Source organism: Streptomyces sp. CA-106110, from assembly GCF_050936285.1.
In the GTDB taxonomy this organism is placed as follows: domain Bacteria; phylum Actinomycetota; class Actinomycetes; order Streptomycetales; family Streptomycetaceae; genus Streptomyces.
On the sequence record NZ_JBNJNB010000001.1, the window covers coordinates 1,062,903 to 1,087,477 of the forward strand.

The following is a 24,575-nucleotide window of genomic DNA, read 5'->3' on the forward strand; positions in this document are numbered from 1 at the left end:
GCGGCGGAGGAACCCGAGCAATCGGCGGCACCAGATGGGCAAACGACTCATCGTCCCCCAGGAGACGCCGGGCGTCGGCGCCATACGGCCCATCGTCGACGGCCCGCAGGAGCCGATGTCTGCGCGATCGGTGCCCTGGTCGGTCCAGCAGCAGGGGTCGGCATGCCCGCACCGGGCCGCCGCGGGACGCCCCAGACACGCCAGTACCGGTCTGCCCGGGGGGACACGACCCCCATGCGAACGGGGCGTCGCGCACCCCCGGGCCCCCATTCCCGTCTACACCGACTAGGAGTCGGACAAATACGCATTAACGTACCGTGTGATTGGCGCGGTGGGCCGAGTTCGCCGCGTACTAAGCGGCTTTGAAACCCGTGGCCTCAGCGGTCCGGGAACCATCAGAGGCAGGAGAGAAATCCATGACGGCACGTGTCCGGTGGCTCAAGGGCCGCCGCTCAGCAACCATGCGCACCGCGGTCCCCCTCGTCACCCTGGTGCTGGCCGCAGCCGCCTGTGGCGTACCCGTCGCTCACGCGAGCGCCACCGACTCGCGCTCGACCGCCACCAGCCAGCGCACACAGGGCTCCTGGACGGCGAGCTTCCTGTCGAGCCGCTCCATAGCCATCGGTGCAGCCGCGGCCGCCACCGGAACCACCTCGCTGGCCCCCGCCGTCACCTGCACCGACCGGTACTTCAACGGCATGACCACGGCTCAACGGGTCGGGCAGCTCTTCATGGGCGGAGTCAACGCGGCCCGTCCGGACCAGACCCAGCTACGCACTCTGCGGACCTATCACGTGGGGTCCATCATGCTGACGGGGCGCAGCACCGCCGGGGTCACGGCGACGAGAAAGGTGGTGGACAGCATCCGGGGCCAGGCGGACCTGGTCGGCGGCCAGCGTGTCGGGCTGCTGGTCTCCACGGACCAGGAGGGCGGCCAGGTCCAGGTCCTCAGCGGCCCGGGCTTCTCGACCATGCCCAACGGGCTGACCCAGGGCAGCTGGTCGACCACGACGTTGCGCACGCGGGCCGCCGGCTGGGCCAAGCAACTGAAGGCCGCCGGACTCAACCTCAACCTGGCCCCGGTCGCCGATGTGGTGCCGGCAAGCCTTGGCACCAAGAACGGCCCCATCGGGCACTACTTCCGGGAGTACGGCCACACCGCCGCCACCGTGACCTCGCACACCAACGCGTTCGCCGCCGGCTTCAAGCAGTCGGGCGTGATGACCACGCTCAAGCACTTTCCGGGGCTTGGCCAGGTGATCGGCAACACCGACACCACCGCGAACGTCAAGGACACGGTGACGACCGCCAGTAGCTCGAGCCTCACCCCCTTCCGGAGTGGGATCGCTGCCGGTTCGCCGTTCGTGATGGTGTCGCTGGCCACCTACACCAAGATCGACTCCAAGCACCTGGCGGCCTTCTCGCCCACGGTCATCGGTCAAATGCTGCGCACCCAGCTCGGATTCAAGGGCGTGGTCATCTCGGACGACCTCGGAAACGCGGTCGCGGTACGGTCCTTCACCCCTGCGCAGCGGGCGCTGAACTTCATCGCGGCGGGTGGGGACATGATCCTGACGGTGCAGCCGAGCACCGTGCCGGCCATGGCACAGGCCATTCAGACCCGGATGCAGCAAGACGCCTCGTTCCGGACCAAGGTGAACAACAGCGTCCACCGGATCCTCACCGCCAAGCTCAACGCGGGCCAGCTGACCTGTAGTTGACAGGCATCAAGACGAGGCGGACCGCGCGCCGCCGAATCGACCGTCACCGTCCCCCCCACGTCACGCCGTTGACGGTCTTGTCGGCGGGCCGGTCCGGGGTCGCGGCCATGCCGGACGGCATTTCCGCGCGCGTCCGTCCTCGCCCTCAGTCCTCGGTCTTGTAGAGGTTGGCCTGGCCGTTCGATGCGGTCAGGCCGCAGTCCACGGGAATGTGCACGCCGTTGAGATACCCGGCGTCGGGAGCGGCGAAAAACGCGACGACGGCAGCCACCTCGGCCGGCTCGCCCGGCCGGCCCATGGGTACCCGCTCCGCGAATCGTTCGCGCAGCGGGGTTCCCTCGGCGAGCGCGTCGCGCAGGAACCGGCTGCTGAGCGTCACGCCGGGATGGACGGCATTGACCCGGATCTCCCGCCTCCGCCACGTCGGACGGCCGTCGCACTTCGAGACGGCGCCGCATACGACGGCGAAGGTCGTCGTCCTCCCCGCCGACTTCCTCAGACCCCTGCTCGCGAACCGGATCATCACCGGGTCGGCGCACGCGGCCGAGGTGCGGCTGCTCGTCGCCCACACGAACATGATCCACAAGACCATGACCGAGCTCGGCCCGGCGGGTGTGCAGGCCGCCCGGAGCACCCTGATCGAGCTGGCCAAGGCCGTGGCGTGGGGGCGGTTCGACGACGCGGAGCCCCGGCTTGCCCCCGCGTTCGCCCAGGCCGCGAAAGACCTTGTGGAGCGCCGGCTCGCCGATCCCGAGCTGTCTTCGACGACGCTGGCGCGTGAGCTCAACGTCTCCGTACGCACGCTGCAGCGGGCGTTCGTCGCGGCGGGCGAGTCGGTGACCGCCTACATCCGCCACCGGCAGCTGCAGGAGGCGCGGCTCGCTCTCACCGCGCCGTCCGGCCGGCTGAGCGTGTCGGAGCTCGCGGCGCACTGGCAGTTCGCGGACAGCAGCCACTTCATCCGGGCCTTCAAGAAGCGCTACGGCTGGACGCCCACCGAGTACGCCCGCTCCATCGGGCCGACCGGGAGTCGGACGGACCCCGCGTCACCGCCGTCACATCGCACGGATGCATAGGCGTCACCGGCCGAGGCTCCTGCATTCCGTTGATCACCGGTGGCGGGGCCGCTGACTGTCCGCTGTGGGACAGAAGCTCGCTGGCCTGCCGCGGCAGGCCAGCGATGTCCGCATGTGTGGGGAGCGCGTCCGTACCGCCATGGTGGAAGGCTCGACGGGACGGGAGGCTGGAAGTACGACGGGCGGCGAGCGACACGGCACGCCCGACCCGCCGGGCACCGCAGACAAGGAGAGGCCGGGTGAGCACCATGACGACCGCCATGAACGCCGTGGCGGGGGTGAGCGCGACGGACAATGTGCCGGCGCAGGAGTCGGCCGAGCCGGTGGGCGAGTCCGCGAGCGAACTCATTCACCACTCCGTCCAGGACTCCCCGTGGCCGCAGTGAACAGGAGTACCTCCGCGCCCCATGTCGTGGCAGTGGTGGCCTTCGACGAGGTCCAGCTGCTGGACGTGACCGGGCCCGCCGAGGTGTTCACCACCGCCAACACCTACGGCGCCCGCTACGACGTACGGATCGTCTCCATCGATGGAGCAGACGTCCGGACCTCCTCCGGGGTGCGTGTCGGCGTGGACGGGCCGCCCGAGATCCTGCCCGCCCGGATCGACACCCTGGTCGTGCCCGGCCGCACCCCATGGCAGCGGGCGGTCTCCGACGAGAAACTGGTCGGGCTCGCCACCGAACTGGTCGGACGGTCCCGGCGGGTCGCCTCCGTCTGCGCCGGTGCTTTCCTGCTCGCCGAGACCGGCGCTCTGGACGGCCGCCGGGCGGCCACACACTGGGAGCTCACCCGGGAACTGGCTGCGGCATACCCGACGGTGCAGGTCCAGGCCGACCCGGTCTTCGTCCGGGACGGCGCGGTCAATACCTCGGCAGGCGTCACGGCGGGCATCGATCTGTCGCTCGCCCTGGTCGAGGACGACCACGGGCCGGACATCGCACGCAGCGTGGCACGGCACCTGGTCGTCTTCATGGCCCGCCCCGGCGGTCAGTCCCAGTTCAGCGTCCGGCTGGCGCCGAAGGAGGCGAAGCACCCGGCGGTACGGGAAGCCATGAACGTGCTGGCGGCCGACCCCCGCAGCTCCTGCGGTGTGGACAGTCTCGCCCGGCGCGTGGGACTGAGCGGCCGGCACCTGACCCGCCTGTTTCGCGGTGAGGTCGGTGTGACCCCGGGCCAGTACCTCGAGTCTCTGCGGCTGGAGGCAGCGCAGGCACTGCTCGAGGCGGGCAACGACACCGTCGACACCGTCGCGGATCAGGCAGGCTTCGGCTCGGCGGAGACCATGCGGCGCGCCTTCCAGCAAACGCTGGGCGTCGCACCGACTACGTACCGTGCTCGCTTCCGTACCACGGCGGCGCAGGACCGCTTCCACCACGCGCGGTGACCACCAGTGCACCGGGACAGTGCTGCCTGAGCCACCTTCCGGAGTGAGCCGCTACCCACTGTGACGAGACCGGCGATCATGTCGGGCGCCCCTTCGGTGACCGGCGCGGCCGGGTCGCCAGCGCTGGAAACCCCAGTTGAGGAGTGTCATGGTGGAAAGCACCCGAGTCTGCCCCTTATGGCCAGCGACCGGACCGGGGCCTGGGCCCACAGCGGGCAGCGCAGAAGGAAGCGGTGCAAGCGGGATGATCCTGGCGGTCATGTTCGCCGTCTTGGCTGCCGGCAGCAACGCGGTGGGCACTGTGCTGCAACGGCGCGCGGCGTCGGAGGTGCCCGACTCCGGTGAGCGGCTCGGTCTCGTCCGGCATCTGCTGCACAGCCCGATCTGGTTCGGGGGCATCCTCGGGGTCGTCTTCGCGGCCCTCTTCCAGGCTCTGGCCCTGAACGCGGGGACCCTCGCGGCGGTCCAGCCGGTCTTCATCCTCGAACTCCCGCTCGCCCTCCTGGTCGGCAGCGCGGTCTTCCACGTACGGGTCTCCCGCAAGGCGTGGCTGTGCGTGGTGTGCATTTTCGTAGGCCTGGCCGTCGGGCTGTTCTCAGCCGCTCCCTCCGGAGGACGCGCACAGGTGCCCGGAGTCTGGTGGGTACCGACGCTCGCCGTCATAGGCGGGGCGGGCGCCGCACTCGTCCTGGCCGGCCTGCGGCGCCCGCTCGGTCTGGCGCGCGCGGCGTGCTTGGCGGCCGCGGCCGCTATCGGCAACGCACTGACCGCGGCGCTGGTCAAGTCCGCCATGGGGGTGCTCTCCGAGGACGGCGTGCCGGCCTTCTTCCTCACCTGGCAGACCTACGGCTTCGCGGCCGTCGGATCGCTCTCCATCTTCCTGCTGGGCTATGCCATGCAAGGAGGTCCGCTGATCGCGTCCCAGCCGGCCCTCACACTCGGTGACGCCACGGTGAGCTTCTGCCTCGGCGTCACACTGTTCGCGGAGTCGCCGCGCCGCGGGCTGTGGCTGCTGCCCGCGGTGCTGGGCGTCGCTCTGCTCTGCTACGGCGTCTTCGCCCTGTCCCGCACGCGGTGCCTCGCACGGTGTGTCGACCCGGGCGAGAAGGTGCCGGGGACTGAGGAGCAGCACACGACGGCTGCCCTCTGACGAACACCTGTCCTCTGGACGGACAAGTGGCGCGGCGGCACAGCCGCGGAGACCGCCCGCCATGCCGCGTGCCCGTGGTGCGAGCGCGGCACTTCACTGCGACGGCGTGGGCGCGCCCCCTGGCGACAGCTGTCGGGAGGCTGTTCGGGTGTGAGGCACCAGTCGCACTGCTGCCTCACACCCGAACAGTCACACGAACGTCATATCGTCGCCTTCCCCTCCCCACTGCGGACGCGACGATCCGAACGATGGGCGGCGAGACCGCGCCTTCAGGCGATCCAGTCGGACCCGCATTCGACACACCAGAAGCTTTCAGCGCCGTTCATGTTCGAAGAGCTCGACGCCCCGCTTACCGGAACGTCGCATCCGTGCCGGCTGCTCACCCCCCGCGACGGCCCGCAGATCCCCGTACGCCCGCGCCGTGAACTGGGCGCTGGCCAAGGTGAGCTCGTTGGAGATCAGCTGGTTGCGCTCGTCGTTGACCTCGTCAATCTCGGCCTCCAGCTCCAGGATCCGCTCACGCAGGGCGCGGTTCTCCGTCCGCGTGTCGTCCACCGACTTCGCATAGCTGGCAAGACGGATGGAGGTTGCCACGGCACGGCGATTCAACGCTTCCTGGCGTCTTTGGAGTTCGTACTCCCGCGCGCGCATGTCCTGCTCGAAGAGGCTTCGCTCCTCGGCCAGCTGGTCCATGTCGCGTCGGGTACGCGCCTCGAAGCCGCGGAGCAGGTGGAACATCGCCGTGGCCAGCACCCCGGCGATACCCACGGCCAATAAACCGAGGCCGGTCGCGGCGGCTTCCCACGTGTGGGTCCAGATGCCGTCGCCTGTCAGGATTCCACCGGCCGTGCAGCTAGTGGTGCTAGCGATAGTCCGTTTGTACACCACTTTCGGTTACCCCCTTGCAGCGGCCCCCCGGTCGTCGGCTGCATCGATCTCCTCTTGGAGCTTGATCGCCTGAACGATGCTCGCATTGAGCGTCTTGCGAATGATGGGATCGGTGATACCCCATGCATTCATGGCCTCGTCCGGAGAGAGTGGTGCTGAGGTTACCGCCCGGCTTGGGAGATCGGGTCCTTGTTCGGCAGGAATGAGGCCGCTTTCAACCAACATTGACCGGTGATCGAGTCGAAGAACCGTCGCCCACGTCGAGAATTGCGAGGGCAGCGGCAGGGTTTTACCGTCCAGCGTTCGGCTGATGGTGGTGAGGCTCAGTCCGGTCGCGGCCGCGAGTTGCGCTCGGCCGCCCTGCCGCGGGCGGACGTCGTACCCTGCCGCAGCGGCGGCCTGCGTGAGATACGCACCGACGCGCCCCGCCTGAGCTTGACGTTTTACCCGGTTCCCGTGGGGGGACTCTTCCATGCTCCGCATGTTCGGAGAGTAGCGCGCATGCGTGCAAGTTGCATGCCGGTTGCAAGCTTGCATAATTGCAGGTCAACCCTGCGATGAGCGTTCAAGCTGGCCAGATGCTCGATACGCCCCATTCATACGGATCAAAAAACTTCCCATCTCACTTCAGCCTGGCAACTTGCGTACAAGTGAGCAACTTGCGTAAGTTGCAAGCGCGTGAGTTAGTCGCACGCATGCACATCATCAAGGGGGGTCGCCTGGCCGTGCTCCGCCCCAAGCATGGCCAAGCTCGGTGACGAAAGTGTTGCCGCCCTGCGGCAGCGCACACGTTTTCGACAGGTCCCTCCTCGACCGGCTCGCGGCCGGCACGGAACACCGAGGCCGGCCACGCTCCGGACCCTGCGCGGCGCCAACAGGTTCGGCTGCCCACCTTGGGCACGACGACCTGCAGACCCGCGGCGCACCACCGATTCGTGCCTGCGACCGACGCCTGCCCAAGTCCGGCGTCAGCGCTTGACCGACTGACATACGCAGGGGCCGCCCCCAGCCGGGCCGTGGCCGAAGCAGCCCCTCCCCTCACCAGCCCACAGAGCTCATCTACATGAATGACGGGAGTAGGCCTTGATCACTAAGGCTAACGCCGTATCCGGCGGCTTCAAAACCGGGGAACCGGCTCTCATCGCCCGCGCCCAGCAAGGCGACCCCGAGGCATTCGGCGAGCTGTACCGAATGCACCACGACGTCATCGCCACGCTCATCGGCTACCGCGTCAGATCCAACCCGACACTGGCCGAGGACCTCACCGCCGACGTCTTCGTGAAGGCGTGGGCCAAGATCGACACGTTCCGGTGGAACGGTACATCGATCCGAGCCTGGCTGTGCACGATCGCCCGCAACGTGGTCGCCGACCACTTCAAGGTCGCCGCGACCCAGCGCCTCACCTTCGTCGACCAGATGACGCATGTGTGGGACGCCTGGACGGCACCGGTCAGCACCGCCGAGGAGACCGTGCTGTCGGCCCTCGACGTGGCCGACCTGCACGATGCCCTGGCCGAGATCACACCGCGCCAGCAAGTCGTCATCCGGCTCCGGTTCCTGGGCGAGATGTCCGTCAGCGAGACGGCCCGCACCCTCGGCACCACCGACGGAGCCGTCAAGACGCTCCAGTGGCGCGCGCTGGACTCCCTCCGGAAGGCGTACGGAGGGGTGCCAGCATGACCACCTCACCCAAATCCTGTACCGACGTCCAGCAGCAACTGACGGATCAACTCTGCCAGTTGGCGCGGGAGTTCGTCGCCGACCTCAATGCTCAGGGCCGCCTGGTCGAGACGGGTGGCGCCGGCGTCCTCAAGCGGCTGCGGGAACAAGTCGAAACGCGGGGCAGCCTGTCCGACGGATACAAGGTCGCCGTCGACGTCATCGAATCCGAATGCGGCTTCCCCAGCGCGGTCGCCCTGCGGGTGGCGACCGCCCTGCGACGGCACGGGCTCCTCGGTGACCGCGAGGAAGAGCCGGAGGCCCACCACGAAAGCGCTCCCGACCCGGAACCGCCCACCTCGATGCCCCGTGGCGCGATCGTGCTGCCCCGCCCCTCTCGCGACACGCCCCATGCAGCGAGCACCCCGCCGCAGCCGACCGTCGTGCCCCTCTCGGATCTGGCCCCCACGATCAGACCCACCAGCGCCCAGACCACCGGCACCCAGGAGCAGCGCGCGGCGGACTGGGACCTGGCAGAGGCCCGGGCGATCACCACAGCGGCCAAGCTGCAGGCCGAGAACGCCGATCGGCTCGAGGTCATGCAGATCGCCCCGGACCGCAACCGCGTCACCATCGCCATCCGGGCCCTGGCCCTCAGCGACTGGGAGTACTGGCTGGGCGCGATCGGTGCACCCCTCAACGTGCCGACCCGGCGCGCCGGATGGGCACAGATCGCCTCAGGACAGATCGACGGCGTCGACATCCACCTCACCGCCCACGGGGTGCCACGCTTGCTCGACCAAGCCGAGGAATCCGCCGAGGAACCGTTTTGCCTGGGGGGCCGGGTCTACGACCTCGCCCGTGGTCAGGTCGACCGTCACGGCCAGGTGTGGCTCTACCTCGGCCAGTGCCATGAGGGCGACATGCCGCTGCTGACGCTCTGCGGCACCAGCGGCCCGGTGTACCCGCTGAGCTCGATCGTCATGGCCAACGGCCCCCTCACCCCGGCCGAGGCGGAGGCCGTCCCGGTCGCGACCAGGGATACCGGAGGTGAACAGTGACCGTTGTCCTCGACCGCTGCCTCGGCCGGCCGCTGCTCACCTGCGACCAGGACTGTCCATGGCCCGTCCGCGAGCCGCAGGCGCACATCGACCAGGGTGGGCGGGGACAGCTCAACACCGGGTCCCAGGCCCACCAGTGCGTAGCCGAGCACTTCGAGGACCTGTGGCTCCGGCCCGGCGGGCAAACGCCGAGCAGCCGCGACGGACAGCAGCGAGGGCTTGTCACCCGCACGTGTCCCCCGCCCGCCTGCCCGGCGGAGATAGGCACCATCGGCCGCCACGTCAGCACGCGCGGCGACACCTGCCGACAGGCCGGCGGCATCACCGAACCCCACGCCTCCGCCGCAGCGGTCAGGTACACCGGACCCGCCCAGGGAACGCACGCCGCATCGCTGCCACGGCCGCCGCCCGGATCGCTACCAGCCGTCGAGAGGGGAGACGGATGAGCGCCTTTTCACCGCCCTGCTGCGGGCGATGACTCCTAGCACGAAGGGCTCCACTGCACGGACTCGGCCTCGAGCCGCAGGCGTCCTGCAGGGGCCCGGCATCACCCTGCTGTCCCTGGCGCATCACCGGCGGAGTCACCCGTCGGGCGGGAGGGACGGCCGTATTGCTTCACGATCCATCAGCGCGACCCTGAGTGTCCTGGCCGCTCTCAGGTGCCGCGATGGTTCTCCCCCGGGGGGATCCGGTGGGGAGGGCAGGACCAGGGACGACCTGGGAATCCAGGGTCCGGGCCCTGCCACTCCATGTCTCTTCAACGGGTGGCTGCGCCCACCCCACCGGAGTCAGATCCGCCCGCCGGTGAGGCGGGTCAAGGGGCCGCGGGTATGACGTGCCGCGCGACGGCCGACCGCATAGGACGCGGTGCTCACCGCTGCCAGGCCGACGCCCACTCCGGCGACGACAAGCTTGCGATGCGCGATGACCGTCCAGGCCGTCTTCGCCGTGGCCGCGACATGGCCCGCGGTCGCAATGACCGCCTGCCGGCCCGCCTCGACGCCGGCGGCCGCGGTCTGCGCGGCCTTCGTGGTGGCCTCGGCCGAGCGCTCGGCACCGGCCTTGACCGCTGACGCCGCGTCATCGGTCATCGCCGTGGTCTTCTTCGCGGCCTGAGCAGCCGGAGCCGTCGCCTTGTCCGCGGTCCCCCGGGCCTTGTCCGCGGTCCGCCGGGCCTTGGCCGCGGCCGCCCGTTTGGTACCCGTGCTTTGATTCGTTGCGCCGTTCTGTTCACCGGGTTCCCCCGAGGATGCCCCGGCCTTCGGGCCGGGGAGGAATGGGACTCCTGCGGAGCAGGGCGGGGAAAGGGCAATCGCCGCCAGGGCGATTGGCCGTCCACCACGGGACGGGGTGAGCAGGCCGGCCTTGATCAAGAGCTCTCAACTGTCAGTCCTCCCGGATAGATTCGGGTTCATGGCGACGGACGCGACGACGGATGGGGATGCCGGGCATGCCCGGTACACGTACCGTCTTCGCGTGTCCGCCGGCGCGCGGGCTGCGCTCGAAGCGGAGTGGGACCGGTGCCGCTGGATCTGGAACGAGTGCGTGGCCAAGTCGCCGAGTAGCCGAGGGGATTCTCACCCCTCGGCCCTCACAGATCCGTACGTGACGATCTCTCGTCATACGGCTCTTGTCGCTCTGGTCACCAGACGCGGGGAGCATGGGTGGTCCAGGCCCAGTGGGCGAAGAACCGAGGTCGTCGTGAGACGGCCTGGTTCCACGCCATTTGGGCTTTCTTCCTGCCCCGCAGCCGTTTGAACTTCTTGCGCATCCACCGCATCACGTAGGCATTGACGCGTTCCAGGAGGGGATACAGGGCCGACTGGTAGAAGGCCCCGTAGTACGCCATCCATCCCCGAATGATCGGGTTGATGAACCGTGCGAGGTCTGCTTCGGTCAGGCTGGTGCGGTGGTGCAGCCGCCAGGACCGCACCTCGGAACTGATACGGCGCAGGGCCTCCCCGCTGACGGCGGGGAGGAACGACCGGAACATCCGGCCGTCCTTGCGCACCGCGGAGCGTGTGCGGAAGGTGAACCCCAGGAAGGTGAACTCGGTCTGCTCGTACGAGGCACGCCGGTTGGCATCCTGGCAGTACACGATCCGGGTTTTCTCCGGGTGCAGTTCAAGCCCCACCTCGGTCATCCGCTTCTCGATCGCCTTGAGCACGAAGCGTGCCTGGCGTTCGCTGACGCAGTGGACCACCGCGTCGTCCACGTAGCGTTCGAACCCGATGGCGGGGAAGTTCCGCGCCATCCAGGAATCGAAGGCGTAGTGGAGGAAGAGGTTGGCGAGGACAGGCGAAACCGAAGAGCCCTGGGGCGTCCCCCGGTCCCGCTCGCGCCGTGTCCCGTCGGGCAGTTGCAGCGGTGCGGCCAGCCAGCGCCGCACGTACAACAGGACCCAGGACTGGGACGGATCAGTGTGGGCAGCGACCGCCTTGAGGACCAGATCCCACGGAACGCTGTCGAAGAACGCGCGGATGTCCAGGTCGATGACCCAGTCCGCCTTCCAGCAGCGCTCCCGGCACCGGCCCACAGCGTCGATCGCCGACCGCCCGGGACGATAGCCGTATGAGTCCGGGTGGAAGACCGGTTCGGCCTTCGCCTCCAGCACCCCGGCAACCACCGTCTGACCTCATGAATTCAGCTGCGACGGTCACCTGACGCACCAACAGGAGAAGGGTGCCTCCCGCCTGCGATGATCTGGACTGTCTAGATCAAAACCGTCGCAGAGAAGAGGCACCCAACAGGTGCAGGCTACCGAATGGGATCACCGGCTTGCTGTGCGGGCCGACGGCAAGAACCTGATCGGCCACGCGGGCGTGGTGCTGCTGCGGAAGGTCGCCGACCGCGTCGGTCTGGCCACCGCGCTGAGTGCGGCGTTACCGAAGGGCACCGGGCCGGGCTGGCGGGACCGGGGCATGGCGCTGGTCCAGCTGGCCTGTGCGATCGTGCTCGGCGCGACGAACGTCCTTCAGGCCGAGCAACTCCAGTACCACTGGCGGCCGGTGTTCCCGCGGCCGGTCTCGGACAGCACCCTGCGCCGCGCCCTGGCGGCGATCGACGGCCCGGTCGCGGCCCGGGTGGAACGCGCCCGCGCCGCGATACGCCGCGTGGTGTGGATGCTGCTCGCCCTGCGCCCCGGCGGCTTCCCCTGGATCGCGGTGTGCGGCCGGGAGGTGACCGGCTGGTACGTCCTCGATTTGGACGCGACCATCGTCACCTGCACCAGCCGGAAGGAAGGCGCGGCGGGCACCTTCAAGGGCAGCTTCGGCCACATGCCGCTGGGGGCGTGGGTGGCCAACACCCGCGAGTGCGTCGCCATGCTGCTGCGGCCCGGCAACGCGCCGCCCAACGACGTCGCCGACCACAAGAGGGTCCTGGCCGCCGCGCTGCGGCAGCTCCCGCTGCCGCTGTGGTCGAAGCTGCTGGTCCGGATCGACGGCGCGGCCTTCAGCCACGACGTCCTCGACCACCTCCAGCGCCTGACCACCAGCCGGCGCCGGGTGCGCTGGGTGACCGGCTGGGCGATCAACGCCACGGACGAGCAGGCCATCGCGCTGCTGCCCGAGACGGCGTGGACGGCCGCGCTGCGGCAGGACGGCGAGGTCCACGAGATCAAGGGCCCCGACGGCGAATGGATCTCCTACCAGGTCGCCGAGCTGACCGGCCTGCGCGACCTGACCGGCTGGCCCAAGGGGATGCGGCTGATCGTGCGCCGGGTCAAGCCCTCGCGGCGGGACGCGAAGAAGCTGACCGCCTTCGAGAAGCGCACCGGCTGGCGCTACCAGATCATCGCCACGAACGTCCCCGCTCACCAGGGACTTTCCGGGATTCCCGGCTCCGGGCAGGTGTGGTTCGTCGACGCCCTCTACCGTGACCACGCAGAGGTCGAGGACCGGGTGAAAGCCATCAAGCGGGTCGGCCTCGGGTTGCTGCCCTCGAAGTCCTGGCAGTTGAACGCCGCCTGGGTGCTGGCCGCCACGATCGCCGCCGACCTCGACGCATGGACCCGGCTCCTCCTCCTGCACGACGAGCCCGAACTCGCCGCAGCCGAGCCGGAGACGATCCGCATGAAGCTGTACCACCTGCCCGCCCGACTCACCGCCCACGCCCGCAGGCGCACCCTGCACCTCGACCGCACCTGGCCCTGGACAGCAGCGTTCACCACCGCCTGGCAGCGGGCCACCCAGCTCCCGGCCCTCACCTGACGGCCGGCCACCGCCCCGACGACACCGGAAAGGACAGCACCGCACCACCCTCGGGCCCGTGGAACCCGACGCCCCCGCAGCGTCACGCGACGGCCAGTCCCGACACGGCACGGGACATATCGGGCAGCCAGCCGCTCCCGGCGTCGCCATCAGCCCTCGGAAAAATCGAGGCTGAGCGATACGATCCCCTATCGTGGGCACGCCCAGAATCCGGACGCCCCCTTTCTTCGGGATCTCCACCGCACGCACCGGGGGTGGGAAATAGGTGCCGGAGGAGAGACGGTTCCAGATCCGGTACAGATTGTTCTTCAGATCCTTCTCGAACTCTTCCATCGACACCGCATCCACACCCGCAGCGCCCTTGTTCGACCTGACTTTCTCGTACGCCTCCCAGACGGACTGCTTCGAAATATCAAATGGCTTGCCTGATGCTTTCAACTCGTTCACGCGACTCCTCCCGGGAAACACCCGGTTGATCGAATAAACATAGTCACGAACGACCCGGCCCCTTCGCTCCGCCCCCATTACAGGGGCTTCATCACTACTACGAGCCGGTCCGCCGGCGTGCCTGGCATCGGTACTCAGTCCCTCACGGCTTCGGACCGTCCAGGACGCTCCCTTTCTCCCCGCTCACCAGCGGAGACGTATCCAGGCCCGCCTTCTCCTGTTCCGCACGAAGGCCGCAGACCGGGCTCGCGCCGCCTGCATGCCGGACACCGCCTGGCCAATAAACGGGCACCCGCCAGACTCCTCCCGGGACTGCCTTGACACCCCGGTTCTGATGTCAACTCTACTTTTCGACACGTCAGCAGCGATTCACTTGCGTTCGCCTTCCGATCCCCACCTGACACCGTTTTCCGGCGCCTTTTCCTCATCGTTCACCACGGCAGTCTTCAGCTAGCGCAGCATGAGGTCGAGTAGCCGGGGGGAATTTCACCCCCCGGCCCTCACAGATCCCGGCGTGACAGTCTCCCGTCACCGGGCTCTTGTCATCCTGATCACCAGAACGTGGGAACCCATGCCCAATGGGCGAAGAGCCTGGGGTACTGACGGGTGATACGCCGCCAGCACGCATGGGCCTTCTTGAAGGTCCGCAGCCGCTTGAACTTCTTGCGGATCCAGCGCATCAAGTAGGCGTTGATGCGCTCCAGGAGGGGAAGCAGCGCCGTCCGGTAGAACGCACCGAAGTACTGCATCCAGCCCCGAACGATCGGATTGATCGCCCGTGCGAGCTCGGCGAAGGTCCGGCCGATCTGTCGGTGAAGCCGCCATTGCCGCACGGCCCCGGCGTCGTTCCGTTACGCCCGACTTCGTAGTAGTTGATCAGATGCCGTAGACGGCGAAGACGTCGTTGTGGTTGAGGAGATCGCGGCGGGCGTGGGCGATGTTGGCTCGTCCGGCGAGGCGGAAGGTGCTGATGGCGAGGTTGCGGAAGCTGGCCAGTGCGCGGGGTGCTGTTCCGGTCCTGAGCTGGGAGTTGTCCTCGTGGAAGGTGACGTCCCGCACCCAGTGGATCTTGTTCTCGATGGACCAGTGGGCCCTCTCGTAGTGGTTGAGGTGAGCGGGGCCGGCGAGGCGAGCGGGCATGCTGGTGACGCCGAAGACGATCTCCTTCCTGGTCCAGGTGCCGTCGAGGCCGCCGGTGTCACGGCGCAGGCGGAAGACCTGTCCCGCGCCGGGGAAGAGGGTGTCGTCGGCTTGGGCGGTGCGGATCGTGCGGCGCTCGGTGCGTCCGTGCCCACGGTCGTCCTCGGCCTCGGTGGTCTGGGTCCACTCCGCGTCGGTGCCGGCCAGCAGTGCTTGGGCGGCGGCGCGGGCCAGCGGCTGGTTCCCCTTCAGGATCAGGACGTAGTGGGCGTCGAGCCGGTTCGTGATCAGGCGTGCGGTCTTCTTTGTGGTGTGCAGGGCATCCAGGGTGAAAACCCATCCGGGTAGAGCGAGTTGGGTCAGCAGGGTGCGGGCCGCTTCGCCCTCGCCGTGCTTGTCCGGGACCTGGGTCTGGCCGAGGACCGCGCCGCTGGCATGGGCGACCGCCCCGACCAGGAAGATGCGCCCCGATTCGGTGCGGGCGCCGGTGAGGGCCTTGCCGTCGACAGCCGCGGCGGGCAGGAGGCCGGCCGGCGCGGGGTGTTCCATGGCCCGCTGGGCGGCGCGGCGCTGTTCGCGCTCGATGGGTCCCGGGGTGCACGGGATTTTGGGCGCCGTTGCGGTTCCGGCCGCGACCTCGGTGACGTATGCGCAGGTCGCCGCGTCCAGGGCGTCGGCGTCCAGGTCGGCGAGCACGCGGCGGAAGGTGCGTTCGCTGGGTACGAGGTACTGGCCGGTCAGCGGGTCGTACCGGGCGCCGATGCGTGCCAGTTTGATCTGCGGGGCGCGGGTGGCCCACTGCCAGATCGCGGTCATGGAGTCGCCGCCGACCACCAGCGTCGCGCACGCGGCCAGTACCAGGATCACCACCAGAGGATGCCGCCGCCCTCGCTCCGCGCGCCGGTCCGGGACCTGTCGCAGCCTGCCGACCAGCGCAGACTCCACCGCCGCAGGATCCGCGGCGAGCTCGGACTCCCACAGCGCGAGGTCGGTGAGCTGGCCAAGGACAGGGCTGATCAGAGAGGATGCGGACACGAGCGCGGCTCCTGAGACGATCTTCTGGCGTGAGAACCTGAAAGATCATCAGAGGCCGCGCTCGCCTTGCAACTCGCCACCTCACCCCACGGACAAACAACCCGAAACCCGTCAAAGATCAACTACGCCGGGGCCGTGGCCATTGCCGCACTTCACCACTGATCTTCTTCGAGGATTCCTTGCTGATCGCCGGCAGGAACGAGGTGAACCTCTCCCCATTCCTGTCGATGGCCTTGCGAGCCCGGAAAGTGAACCCCAGGAAGGTGAACTCCGTCTGCCCGTACGGACGTCGGCGCTTATTACCATCCCGGCAGTACACGATCTTGGTCTTGTCGGGATGCAGCCGCAACCCAACTTCCCGCATCCTGTTCGCGATTGCCTCCCGTAGTTTCCGGGCCTGACCCTCGCTGACACAGTGAGCCTTTCTCGGTAACCGGCGGTCGCTGAGTGTGATCGCCTCCGGGTGTCTCGTGGTGCACTCCCAACTCCGGGCAGGCGTAAGGCCCCTGGTAGGAACGATCTTGCAACAGAAAGATCCGACCGAGGGGCCTCACGTGCCGACCAGTGTCACATACACCGCCGTGCTCGATGTCCGGCGCTCCACCGCCGAGCACCTGGCCCGGCTCCTGCGAAGCCATCGAACCGAGGTCGGCACCCGCCGCGGGCGCCGCGCCCTGGGCTGCTTCAAGCAGGCCGTGCTGATCCTGCGCTGGTTCATCGACGGCACCCGCCTGGCCCAACTCGCCCGCGACAACGCCCTGTCCACGTCCACCGCCTACCGATACCTGCACGAAGGGCTGACGGTCCTGGCGGCCGGGGCACCGGACCTGGCCACCGCGCTGGAACGGGCGAAGGCGGCCGGCCTGACCCATCTCAATCTGGACGGCACGGTCATCCGCACCGACCGTGTCGCGGCCCCGGGGCCCAACGGGGCAGACCTCTGGTGGTCCGGGAAGCACAAGCATCACGGCGGCAACGTGCAGGTCATCTCCGCCCCGGACGGCTGGCCGATCTGGGTCTCGCCGGTGCGGCCCGGCCGCGAGCACGACACTACCTGCGCCCGCCACCACGGGCTGCTCGATGCGCTGAACCGGCTCGCCGACCAACTGGGCACCCTCACCCTGGTCGACCTCGGCTACGAGAACGCCGGAGACGGCTTCCGTCACCCGGTCAAGAAGCCCGCGGGCGGTGAACTCACCGAAGCCCAGCAGACCTTCAACGTAAGCATTCACAAGGAATGCCTGTCGACATTTGACGCTGTGTGATATCTGCTGGTCAGGTGGCCAGGGCGATGGGTGGCATCCAGAGGTTGCCGGTGAAGGCGCGGCGGATGGCGTCGAAGGGGTTCAGGCCGTGCTTGCGGGCGGAGTCGAGGTATGAGCGCACGGCGAGCCAGGCCGCGGCACCGTGTTCGGACTGGTGGCAACCGGAGATCTTGACCTGGGTCTTGACCGGTCGCAGTGCTCTCTCGCCGGTGTTGTTGGTGAAGGGCACGTGTCGGGGGTGGTCGGCGAAGCGGAGCACGTTGTTCGCCTGGTCGCGGAGCCGTTCCAGCAGGTTGCGGGCCGGGGACTGCTTGCGGCCGGGGGCTCTGGGGTGGAGCGCGAGTCCGGCGGTGACGCCTCGGTGGTAGTGCTGCTGGTAGAACAGCAGCGAGGTGGGGCCGATCTCGGCTCTCTCGCCGTCCCTGACGCGCCGGGCCTGGCGGTTCAGGCCCGCCAGGGCCCAGTGGATCTGCTGGTGCCACTTCTGCTTGGGATGGTCTTGCTCGGCGGCGGTCAGCTCGCGGATCAGGTGCGCGCCGCACAACTGGTGGTCCGCGTCCGGGTAGCCGGCGTAGAGCGAGAGCGAGTCGTGGACCAGCGTGCCGCGGAAACCCGGCAGGATGCCCAGGGAGTTGGCGCCCTCACGCGAGCGCGGCGCCAGGGCCAGGTGGGTCAGTTGCTCGGTACAGGCCACATGCAGCCAGCGGCGCTTGGCGCCGATCCGGGTGGTGGTCTCGTCCGCGTGCAAGATGTGGCCGAGCATCAGCAGGGTTTTGATGAGGTTCAGCGAGTCGCCGGTCAGTTCGGCGGCCTCGGCGACCATACCGCTGACCCAGCCGGTGGACACCGCGGCGCCGGTCAGGTCGGCTATCAGCCGGGCGGTCCGCTCGACGGGGACGTGGTGAAAGACGACCAGGTAGACCGCCAGTGCGCGCAGGTTCGGGCCGTAGGACGCGGGCGAGCCCGCCAGGTGGTCGGGTGCCTCGGCTGTGGTGGTGTGCCCGCAGCCGCAGCGGACCTTGTGCAGCCGGTACTCGGTGACCTTCACCGTGACCAGGGGGATGTCGCTGACCTGACGGCGAGCGAAGCCGACTGAGGGCGCGCCGCGCAAGTGGCTGCCGCAGTCCGCGCAGGCACGCGGGCGATGGTTCTCGACCTGGTCCGGATTCTCGACCATGCCCAACCCCGCACCGGGCGCGCCCTTGCGCCTGCCCCGCCGGGCCTGGCCCTTCGGCTGCGCCTCGGGCTTGTCGTCCTTCGGGAGACCGAACACGTCCTGCGAGGGCGGGAAGTTGGAGTTGCCCGAGTTGCGGTTCAACCGCCGTTCCAACTCCACGACCCGCTTCGTCAGGCGCTCGTTGGCGGCAGCGAGCTGCGCGTTCTGGTCCTCCAGCAGTGCGGCCCGCGTCTCCAGCACAGTGTTCCGCTCTTCGAGCAGTGCACACCGCTCGGCCAGCGCCACGTTCTGCTCGCGCAGCAGCGCAATCAGCGCGAGGAGGTCCTCACGCGACGCGGCGGACTCGGCAGCAACAGACACGATCCCGCAGCGTGCCAGAGACCACGACGGCCTGTCACATCGTCAACTCGCCACCAGCGGACAGACCACGTGAATGCTTACCCTTCAACAGGGTCATCCGAGGTATCCACGGGATGTGCGAACGCGCGAACGCCCTGCTTAAGACCACTTTCAAGGCCCTGCGGCGGGTCAGCCTCGATCCCAGCCGCATCACCCAGATCGCCGCCGCAGCCCTCGTCCTACTCCAACTTGAATACGACCGCACCATCTGAACGTTCACACACAGGCATGATCGCTTACCGGGAAAGGTTCAGTGCACAACACCGTCGTCTGCGTACCGTTCGAACGGTACGCCCGGATACTCCCGGGCCATCCACATGTCGAACGCATAATGCATGAACAGGTTAGCCAAAACAGGCGAAATCGCAGAACCCTGCGGGGTTCCGCGATCGCGCTGCTGCAAGGTCCCGTCAGGCAGTTGCAACGGCGCCTCAAGCCACCGCCGCACATACAGAACTACCCAGGGGAGATCCGTGTGGGCCCGAACCGCTTTGACGACAAGGTCCCAGGGCACGCTGTCAAAGAATTTCTGGATGTCCAGATCGATCACCCAGTCATACTTCCAACAGCGTTTCCGGCACGCCGCGACCGCATCCAACGCGGACCGCCCAGGACGGTAGCCGTAGGAGTCCTGATGGAAGATCGGTTCGACCTTCTCTTCAAGACGCCGGGCTACTACCGTTTGAGCGATTCGGTCAGCCACGGTGGGCACACCGAGCAAACGAACCCCACCACCATGCGACTTCGGGATCTCCACACCCTTCACCGGAGGCGGAAAGTAACTCCCCGAAGACAGACGATTCCAGATTCGATAGAGATTACCCTTCAGATCCTTCTCGAAGTCCTCGATGGAGCGCCCGTCCACCCCTGCCGCACCCTTGTTCGCCTTGACCTTCTCGTACGCCTCCTGAACCTCCCACTTCGAGATCTCAAACGGCTTGTCCGATGATTTCAACTGGTCCACCCAGCTCCTCCCGGAGAACTTCCGGTTGACCGAACGAACAATCAGTCACGGATGACCCGGCCCCTTCGCTCCCCCTTCATTACAAAGGGTTCCTCACTACTACGAGCCGGTCCGCCAGCACACCCCGCGTCGGTACTCAAACCCTCACGGTTCTTCCGCTTGGGCCGCTCCCTCTCGCCACCCGCATGACTCAAGCGGCACTATCAGGGCATGCCTTCTCACGTTCCATGCGAGAGCCGCAGATCAGGCTCACGTCGCCTCCGTGCCGGACACCGCCTGGCCAGTAGACGGGACTCCCGCCAGACTTATCCCGGAGCAACCACAAATCTCCGGTTCTGATGTCACCTGTTTTCTAACGACACTTCAGCAGCGATTCACTTGCGTTCGTCTTCCTGATCCCCACCTGACGGCTCTACCGCCGCCTTTTCCACATCGCTCACCACGACGGTCGTCAACCAACGCAGCATGTGGCGGTTTGGCACCATCCCCCGCAGGACGGAACCGAGGGGCCAAGTCCCTCATCTCTCGCACAGCACCGCATCGCGAAGCTCTCCTACCTGAACTCCCCTCTGCGTTCGTGACACACGTGGTTTAAATCCTCCCCCCGCAGGGCGAATTTGAAGGGCCAAACCTTCATCCTTCGTACAGCATCGCTACAAGAAGAGTTCCTACATGCTTCTTCCTTTCGCGTTCAGGACACAACAAGGCCGTGTACCTGCACAACAAGGTGCGTTCCGGGGGAGTGTCTAATCAACGGCGGATCTGCTGATCAAGGGAGAGACGCCACGTGAGCGAGATGACGATGGAGCAAGGGTCCGTGGAGGAGTCGGCAGGCAATGCGACGCCATCGGCCGCGTCGGACGAACAGCTCGTCGCGATGCTCGTTGACCGGGCACGTAGTGAGGGACTGCAACTGACTGGCGAGGGCGGGCTGTTGCAGATGCTGACCAAGCGGGTGCTGGAGTCCGCCCTGGAAGGCGAGATCACCGATCACCTCGGCTACGAGAAGCACGATCCGGCCGGGAAGAACAACGGCAACAGCCGCAACGGCACCCGGGCGAAGACCGTACTGACCGACATCGGTCCGGTGGAGGTGAAGGTGCCCCGCGACACCGCCGGCAGCTTCGAGCCGCAGATCGTCAAGAAGCGGCAGCGCCGCCTGACCGGTGTCGACGAGATGGTGCTGTCCCTGTCCGCGAAGGGTCTCACCCACGGGGAGATATCGGCTCATCTCGCCGAGGTGTACGGCGCCGAGGTGTCCAAGCAGACCATCTCCACCATCACTGACAAGGTGATGGACGGCATGGCCGAATGGCAGAACCGGCCGCTCGACCGCGTCTATCCGGTCCTGTTCGTGGACGCTATCAATGTCAAAATCCGCGACGGTCAGGTCGCGAACCGCCCCATCTACGTCGTGATGGCCGTGACCGTGGACGGCACCCGCGACATCCTCGGCATCTGGGCCGGTGACGGCGGCGAGGGCGCGAAGTACTGGCTGCACGTGTTCACCGAGTTGAAGAACCGCGGCCTGGACGACGTGCTGATGCTGGTCTGCGACGGACTCAAGGGCCTCCCCGAGGCCGTGGAGACCGTCTGGCCTCGCACGATTGTCCAAACGTGTGTGGTTCACCTGCTGCGGAATTCGTTCCGTTACGCCGCCCGCCAGGACTGGGACAAGGTTGCCAAGGCCCTCAAGCCCGTCTACACCGCTCCCAGCGAGGACGCGGCGACGGAGCGGTTCCTGGAGTTCCAGGAGTCCTGGGGCCAGAAGTATCCAGCGATCGTGAAGCTGTGGTCGGACGCCTGGGCCGAGTTCGTGCCCTTCCTCTCCTTCGACGTCGAGATACGCAAGGTCATCTGCAGCACGAACGCGATCGAGAGCGTCAACGCCCGCATACGCAAGGCCGTTCGCGCCCGCGGACACTTCCCCAACGAGGCCGCCGCCCTCAAGTGCATCTACATGGCGCTGATGAGCCTGGACCCGACCGGGAAGGGCCGCAAGCGGTGGACCATGCGCTGGAAGGCCCCACTCAACGCCTTCCAGATCGCCTTCGAGGGCCGCCTGACCCCGAGCAACAACTGACCGCTCAACAACCAAGATCAGCCGTTAAATTGACACACCCCGTTCCGGGGACAAGTTGACGTGTGGTCCAGCGCAGCTCGACAAGATGCTGACCGGGGCGCGTCGGGTGACGTCGTGGCTCGCGCAGGGCGCGAGCGTGCCGCAGCAGCAGGTCGTACGCGACTTCGCGAAATCGCGGGCGAAGGCGCTGGGGGACATCAAGGCCCGGCTGCCGATGCGGCAGCGTGCGGGGATGCCCCGCTGGAGAAGAAGCGGGAGGCCGATCCGTCGTTGAACTACACCCGGCGTGGGTTCCGTTTCAAGGACGGGTGCCTGTACCTGGCGGGCGGGATCGTGTTGACGGTGGTGTGGTCGCGCCGGCTGCCCAAGGCGCCGTCCTCGGTGCGCGGGTACCGCGACAGTATCGGCCATTGGTATGCGTCCTTCGTGACCGCCGCCACCACTGAGCACCTGCCAGAGACCGGCCGCGTGATCGGGATCGACTGGGGCGTCAAGGAGAGTGCGACCACCACGAGCGACGATTACGACCTTCCCCACGCCCAGCACGGGAAGAAGGCCCAGGCCAAGCTCTCGCGCTATGACCGGATGATGGCCCGACGCCGCCCGGCCAAGGGGCAGGCCGCCTCGAAGGGCTACCGCGAGGCGAAGAAGCTGCGCGCGAAGGCGTACGCCAAGGTCGCCGGGCAGCGTCAGGACACCGGCCGCAAGTGGGCCAAGTCCGTGGTCTGCGACCATGACCGGATCGCGGTGGAAGACTTCCGCCCGAAGTTCCTCGCGAAGACCACCATGGCCGAGAAGGCGGCCGACGCCGCTATCTCGCAAACCAAGCGCGCCCTGATCGAGATGGGCCGCAAGCATGGGCGGGATGTGCGCCTGGTGCATCCCGCGCACACCACGATGGAGTGCGCAGACTGCGGAGCGAGAACCAAGCACGCGCTGCCTCTCTCGGAACGAACGTATACCTGCACGCGATGCGGAGCCGTGCGCCCTCGGGACAAGAATTCCGCGTTCGTGATGCTGGTCCGGGCGGGTTGGTGCCCGGCAGGTGCTGAGGGCGTAAGACCATCCGGGCCGCCGGCCCGGAAGGCTGCCTGAGCCTGGAATCCCCACACACGCCCCAAGGCGCCCCGCAAGGGGCGTCCGGCCACAAGGCCGGACGGGAACCCCCCGCCCTCAGGCGGGGGAGCCTTCAATCATGGACATCGCCTTGCCCCTCATTCCGGCAACAAACGCGGACGGGGCGTCCGGCATGCACGGGTTCGAGGGTCACTGCGCCCAGCGCTCCGCGCCGTTCGCCGGTGCGGCGCCCCCTCCTCCCGGATCGGTGCCTGGTAAACGATTCCCGGTCCAGGGCCCGCACGGGCGCAGCTTTTCCGGCACCGGAGGGTGTCATACGGAACAAAAGCGAGGGATTTGTGGGCACCTCCGGTGATGTCCGACCATAGGGCCCGTCCCGGCGATCCCGGGCACCAGTTCGAAGAGAGGCGCACCACCCCATGCACGTCACCGGAACCGTCCCTCAGTCGGCTCCGGCCCCGCAGGAGTCCCCAGCGGCCGCGCCTGCTGCCGAAGACACGGACGGCAACTCCGGTCGGCACGCCCGCCGCTTCGGTCTGCCTGTCGCCACCGCCCTGGTCATGGGCAACATCATCGGCGGCGGTATCTTCCTGCTTCCGGCCTCCGTCGCCCCGTACGGCACGGTCAGTCTGCTCGCGTTCGGCGTCCTGACCGTCGGCGCCATCGCCCTGGCGCTGGTCTTCGGCCGCCTTGCCGAGCGCGACCCACGCACCGGCGGGCCCTATGTCTACGCCCGCGAGGCCTTCGGCGACTTCGCCGGCTTCCTCGCCGCCTGGGCGTACTGGATCACCACCTGGGTGTCGAACGCGGCGCTCGCCGTGGCCGCCGTCGGCTATCTCGACGTGCTCATCCCGGTGTACGGCCACCGCTGGACCGCGTGTCTGGCCGCGCTCGTCCTGCAGTGGCTGCCCGCACTCGCGAACTTCGCGGGCACCCGTTACGTGGGCGCCGTCCAGCTCGTCTCCACGGTGCTGAAGTTCGCGCCCCTGCTGCTCGTGGCGGTGGGCGGGCTGTTCTTCTTCGACCCGGACAACCTGGGGCCGTTCCGTTCGGGCGGCGGCAGCCCGATCGGCGCGGTCTCCGCCTGTGCCGCGATTCTCCTCTTCTCCTACCTGGGCGTGGAGTCCGCCGCCGTCAGCGCGGGAGAGGTCGACAACGCGCGGCGCAATGTGGGACGGGCCACCGTCATCGGCACCACGGGCGCGGCGCTCGTCTATCTGCTGGGCACGCTGTCCGTCTTCGGCACGGTGGCACACGACCGACTGGTGAAGTCCACCGCGCCCTTCTCGGACGCCGTGAACGCCATGTTCGGCGGCACCTGGGGCGGCTGGGCCGTCGCGCTCGCCGCGCTCGTGTCGATGACCGGCTGCCTCAACGGCTGGACACTGCTGAGCGCCCAGACCCCGTACGCCGCGGCACAGGACGGCCTGTTCCCGGCGGCCTTCGCACGTCGGCGGCGCGGCGTACCCACCGTCGGCGTGGGTGTCACCGTCGTCCTCGCCTCGCTGCTGACCGTCTACAACTTCGCATCGGGCTCGGGCAAGGTCTTCGAGGTGCTGGTCCTGGTCACCACGTTCACCGCGACCGTGCCATATCTGCTGGCCACCGCCGCGCAGCTCTTCCACCTCGTTTCGGGCCGGCGCGAACAGGTCGACCGTGCGCGGCTGGTGCGGGACGCCGTGATCGCGGCGGTCGCGACCGCCTTCTCGATGTGGCTCGTCGCGGGCGCGGGCTATGCGGCGGTGTACCAGGGCGTGCTGTTCCTGTTCGCCGGCGTCATCGTCTACGCGGTGCTGGCGGCCCGGCGGCGCGCAACCGCCTGAGCCAGCTCCGTGCCG

General features: G+C 68.0%; 20 protein-coding genes and 5 pseudogenes. 15 read left to right on the top strand and 10 right to left on the bottom strand.

The window, feature by feature from the left end; all coding sequences use genetic code 11:
• Nucleotides 1–416 precede the first annotated feature (416 nt).
• On the top strand, nucleotides 417–1,721 hold the full coding sequence (locus tag ACQEXA_RS05045; protein ID WP_432936813.1) for a glycoside hydrolase family 3 N-terminal domain-containing protein: 1,305 nt from the start codon (nucleotides 417–419) through the stop codon (nucleotides 1,719–1,721).
• Nucleotides 1,722–1,866: 145 nt separating this feature from the next.
• On the opposite strand, the gene ACQEXA_RS05050 is transcribed toward ACQEXA_RS05045, so the two are convergent.
• The gene (locus ACQEXA_RS05050) at nucleotides 1,867–2,100 is read right to left on the bottom strand and encodes an SDR family oxidoreductase (protein WP_432936810.1); all 234 of its coding nucleotides are present in this window, start codon (nucleotides 2,098–2,100) and stop codon (nucleotides 1,867–1,869) included.
• Nucleotides 2,101–2,116: 16 nt separating this feature from the next.
• Here ACQEXA_RS05050 and ACQEXA_RS05055 point away from each other — a divergent pair, with 16 nt between their 5' ends.
• From ACQEXA_RS05055 to ACQEXA_RS05070, 4 genes are all read left to right on the top strand, one after another.
• Nucleotides 2,117–2,797, top strand: a complete 681-nt coding sequence (locus ACQEXA_RS05055) for a helix-turn-helix domain-containing protein (protein WP_432936807.1) — start codon at nucleotides 2,117–2,119, stop codon at nucleotides 2,795–2,797.
• Between the two features lie 239 nt (nucleotides 2,798–3,036).
• The gene (locus ACQEXA_RS05060) at nucleotides 3,037–3,183 is read left to right on the top strand and encodes a hypothetical protein (RefSeq protein ID WP_432936805.1); all 147 of its coding nucleotides are present in this window, start codon (nucleotides 3,037–3,039) and stop codon (nucleotides 3,181–3,183) included.
• Complete coding sequence (locus tag ACQEXA_RS05065; RefSeq protein ID WP_433128820.1) at nucleotides 3,171–4,181, top strand: GlxA family transcriptional regulator; 1,011 nt, start codon at nucleotides 3,171–3,173, stop codon at nucleotides 4,179–4,181. Before ACQEXA_RS05060 ends, ACQEXA_RS05065 begins: the two co-directional genes overlap by 13 nt.
• A 244-nt stretch (nucleotides 4,182–4,425) precedes the next feature.
• On the top strand, nucleotides 4,426–5,331 hold the full coding sequence (locus tag ACQEXA_RS05070) for a DMT family transporter (RefSeq protein ID WP_432936799.1): 906 nt from the start codon (nucleotides 4,426–4,428) through the stop codon (nucleotides 5,329–5,331).
• A gap of 312 nt (nucleotides 5,332–5,643) precedes the next feature.
• Here the strand turns inward: ACQEXA_RS05070 and ACQEXA_RS05075 are convergent, their stop codons facing one another.
• Together ACQEXA_RS05075 and ACQEXA_RS05080 are read right to left on the bottom strand one after the other, a co-directional pair.
• On the bottom strand, nucleotides 5,644–6,099 hold the full coding sequence (locus ACQEXA_RS05075) for a hypothetical protein (protein WP_432936797.1): 456 nt from the start codon (nucleotides 6,097–6,099) through the stop codon (nucleotides 5,644–5,646).
• A 126-nt stretch (nucleotides 6,100–6,225) separates the two neighbouring features.
• A complete protein-coding gene (locus ACQEXA_RS05080) occupies nucleotides 6,226–6,693 on the bottom strand; it encodes a transcriptional regulator (RefSeq protein ID WP_432936795.1) in 468 nt (155 codons plus the stop codon).
• Between the two features lie 609 nt (nucleotides 6,694–7,302).
• Between ACQEXA_RS05080 and ACQEXA_RS05085 the strand changes: the two genes are divergently transcribed.
• The 3 genes from ACQEXA_RS05085 to ACQEXA_RS05095 are packed head-to-tail and all read left to right on the top strand — an operon-like array spanning nucleotide 7,303 to nucleotide 9,385.
• Nucleotides 7,303–7,899: a sigma-70 family RNA polymerase sigma factor gene (locus ACQEXA_RS05085; RefSeq protein WP_359407555.1), complete on the top strand. Its 597-nt coding sequence runs from the start codon at nucleotides 7,303–7,305 to the stop codon at nucleotides 7,897–7,899.
• On the top strand, nucleotides 7,896–8,939 hold the full coding sequence (locus ACQEXA_RS05090) for a BN159_2729 family protein (RefSeq protein ID WP_433128822.1): 1,044 nt from the start codon (nucleotides 7,896–7,898) through the stop codon (nucleotides 8,937–8,939). Before ACQEXA_RS05085 ends, ACQEXA_RS05090 begins: the two co-directional genes overlap by 4 nt.
• Entirely contained in the window at nucleotides 8,936–9,385 is a 450-nt protein-coding gene (locus ACQEXA_RS05095; protein ID WP_432936789.1) for a hypothetical protein, read from the top strand. The genes ACQEXA_RS05090 and ACQEXA_RS05095 overlap by 4 nt, the downstream gene beginning before the upstream one ends.
• Nucleotides 9,386–9,727: 342 nt before the next feature.
• Here the strand turns inward: ACQEXA_RS05095 and ACQEXA_RS05100 are convergent.
• Nucleotides 9,728–10,171: pseudogene (locus ACQEXA_RS05100) on the bottom strand (hypothetical protein); the annotation flags it as partial.
• A gap of 181 nt (nucleotides 10,172–10,352) precedes the next feature.
• Between ACQEXA_RS05100 and ACQEXA_RS05105 the strand changes: the two are divergent.
• A pseudogene (locus ACQEXA_RS05105) lies at nucleotides 10,353–10,496 on the top strand (RNA-guided endonuclease TnpB family protein); the annotation flags it as partial.
• 85 nt (nucleotides 10,497–10,581) lie between these two features.
• Here ACQEXA_RS05105 and ACQEXA_RS05110 read toward each other — a convergent pair.
• Nucleotides 10,582–11,565, bottom strand: a complete 984-nt coding sequence (locus ACQEXA_RS05110; RefSeq protein WP_433128823.1) for a reverse transcriptase domain-containing protein — start codon at nucleotides 11,563–11,565, stop codon at nucleotides 10,582–10,584.
• 124 nt (nucleotides 11,566–11,689) lie between these two features.
• On the opposite strand from ACQEXA_RS05110, the gene ACQEXA_RS05115 reads away from it, so the two are divergent.
• On the top strand, nucleotides 11,690–13,150 hold the full coding sequence (locus tag ACQEXA_RS05115; protein WP_432923289.1) for an IS1380 family transposase: 1,461 nt from the start codon (nucleotides 11,690–11,692) through the stop codon (nucleotides 13,148–13,150).
• A gap of 998 nt (nucleotides 13,151–14,148) precedes the next feature.
• Here the strand turns inward: ACQEXA_RS05115 and ACQEXA_RS05120 are convergent.
• The 3 genes from ACQEXA_RS05120 to ACQEXA_RS05130 form a co-directional block, all read right to left on the bottom strand.
• Nucleotides 14,149–14,430, bottom strand: a complete 282-nt coding sequence (locus tag ACQEXA_RS05120) for a group II intron maturase-specific domain-containing protein (protein WP_433128825.1) — start codon at nucleotides 14,428–14,430, stop codon at nucleotides 14,149–14,151.
• Between the two features lie 43 nt (nucleotides 14,431–14,473).
• Entirely contained in the window at nucleotides 14,474–15,772 is a 1,299-nt protein-coding gene (locus tag ACQEXA_RS05125) for an ISAs1 family transposase (RefSeq protein WP_433128633.1), read from the bottom strand.
• A gap of 118 nt (nucleotides 15,773–15,890) precedes the next feature.
• Complete coding sequence (locus ACQEXA_RS05130) at nucleotides 15,891–16,121, bottom strand: hypothetical protein (RefSeq protein ID WP_433128827.1); 231 nt, start codon at nucleotides 16,119–16,121, stop codon at nucleotides 15,891–15,893.
• A gap of 205 nt (nucleotides 16,122–16,326) precedes the next feature.
• Here ACQEXA_RS05130 and ACQEXA_RS05135 point away from each other — a divergent pair.
• Nucleotides 16,327–17,013 (top strand): annotated as a pseudogene (locus ACQEXA_RS05135) (HARBI1 family protein); the annotation flags it as partial.
• Nucleotides 17,014–17,047: 34 nt separating this feature from the next.
• Here ACQEXA_RS05135 and tnpC read toward each other — a convergent pair.
• Nucleotides 17,048–18,574, bottom strand: coding sequence for an IS66 family transposase (gene tnpC, locus ACQEXA_RS05140; protein ID WP_432926078.1), 1,527 nt, complete (start codon nucleotides 18,572–18,574; stop codon nucleotides 17,048–17,050).
• Between the two features lie 83 nt (nucleotides 18,575–18,657).
• On the opposite strand from tnpC, the pseudogene ACQEXA_RS05145 reads away from it, so the two are divergent.
• Nucleotides 18,658–18,825: pseudogene (locus ACQEXA_RS05145) on the top strand (transposase family protein); the annotation flags it as partial.
• A 38-nt stretch (nucleotides 18,826–18,863) separates the two neighbouring features.
• Here ACQEXA_RS05145 and ACQEXA_RS05150 read toward each other — a convergent pair.
• Complete coding sequence (locus tag ACQEXA_RS05150) at nucleotides 18,864–19,577, bottom strand: reverse transcriptase domain-containing protein (protein ID WP_433128829.1); 714 nt, start codon at nucleotides 19,575–19,577, stop codon at nucleotides 18,864–18,866.
• 802 nt (nucleotides 19,578–20,379) lie between these two features.
• Between ACQEXA_RS05150 and ACQEXA_RS05155 the strand changes: the two genes are divergently transcribed.
• From ACQEXA_RS05155 to ACQEXA_RS05165, 3 genes and pseudogenes are all read left to right on the top strand, one after another.
• Nucleotides 20,380–21,660, top strand: a complete 1,281-nt coding sequence (locus ACQEXA_RS05155; protein WP_432938879.1) for an IS256 family transposase — start codon at nucleotides 20,380–20,382, stop codon at nucleotides 21,658–21,660.
• Nucleotides 21,661–21,688: 28 nt separating this feature from the next.
• Nucleotides 21,689–22,755: pseudogene (locus ACQEXA_RS05160) on the top strand (RNA-guided endonuclease InsQ/TnpB family protein).
• Nucleotides 22,756–23,156: 401 nt separating this feature from the next.
• A complete protein-coding gene (locus ACQEXA_RS05165; RefSeq protein WP_432936783.1) occupies nucleotides 23,157–24,560 on the top strand; it encodes an amino acid permease in 1,404 nt (467 codons plus the stop codon).
• Nucleotides 24,561–24,575 lie beyond the last annotated feature (15 nt).

Bases quoted from the DNA above. Each gene is read 5' to 3' on its own strand.
- ACQEXA_RS05070 (WP_432936799.1), top strand. From the start codon at position 4,426: ATGATCCTGGCGGTCATGTTCGCCGTCTTGGCTGCCGGCAGCAACGCG.
- ACQEXA_RS05080 (WP_432936795.1), bottom strand. From the start codon at position 6,693: ATGGAAGAGTCCCCCCACGGGAACCGGGTAAAACGTCAAGCTCAGGCG.
- ACQEXA_RS05045 (WP_432936813.1), top strand. From the start codon at position 417: ATGACGGCACGTGTCCGGTGGCTCAAGGGCCGCCGCTCAGCAACCATG.
- ACQEXA_RS05155 (WP_432938879.1), top strand. From the start codon at position 20,380: ATGGAGCAAGGGTCCGTGGAGGAGTCGGCAGGCAATGCGACGCCATCG.
- ACQEXA_RS05165 (WP_432936783.1), top strand. From the start codon at position 23,157: ATGCACGTCACCGGAACCGTCCCTCAGTCGGCTCCGGCCCCGCAGGAG.
- ACQEXA_RS05090 (WP_433128822.1), top strand. From the start codon at position 7,896: ATGACCACCTCACCCAAATCCTGTACCGACGTCCAGCAGCAACTGACG.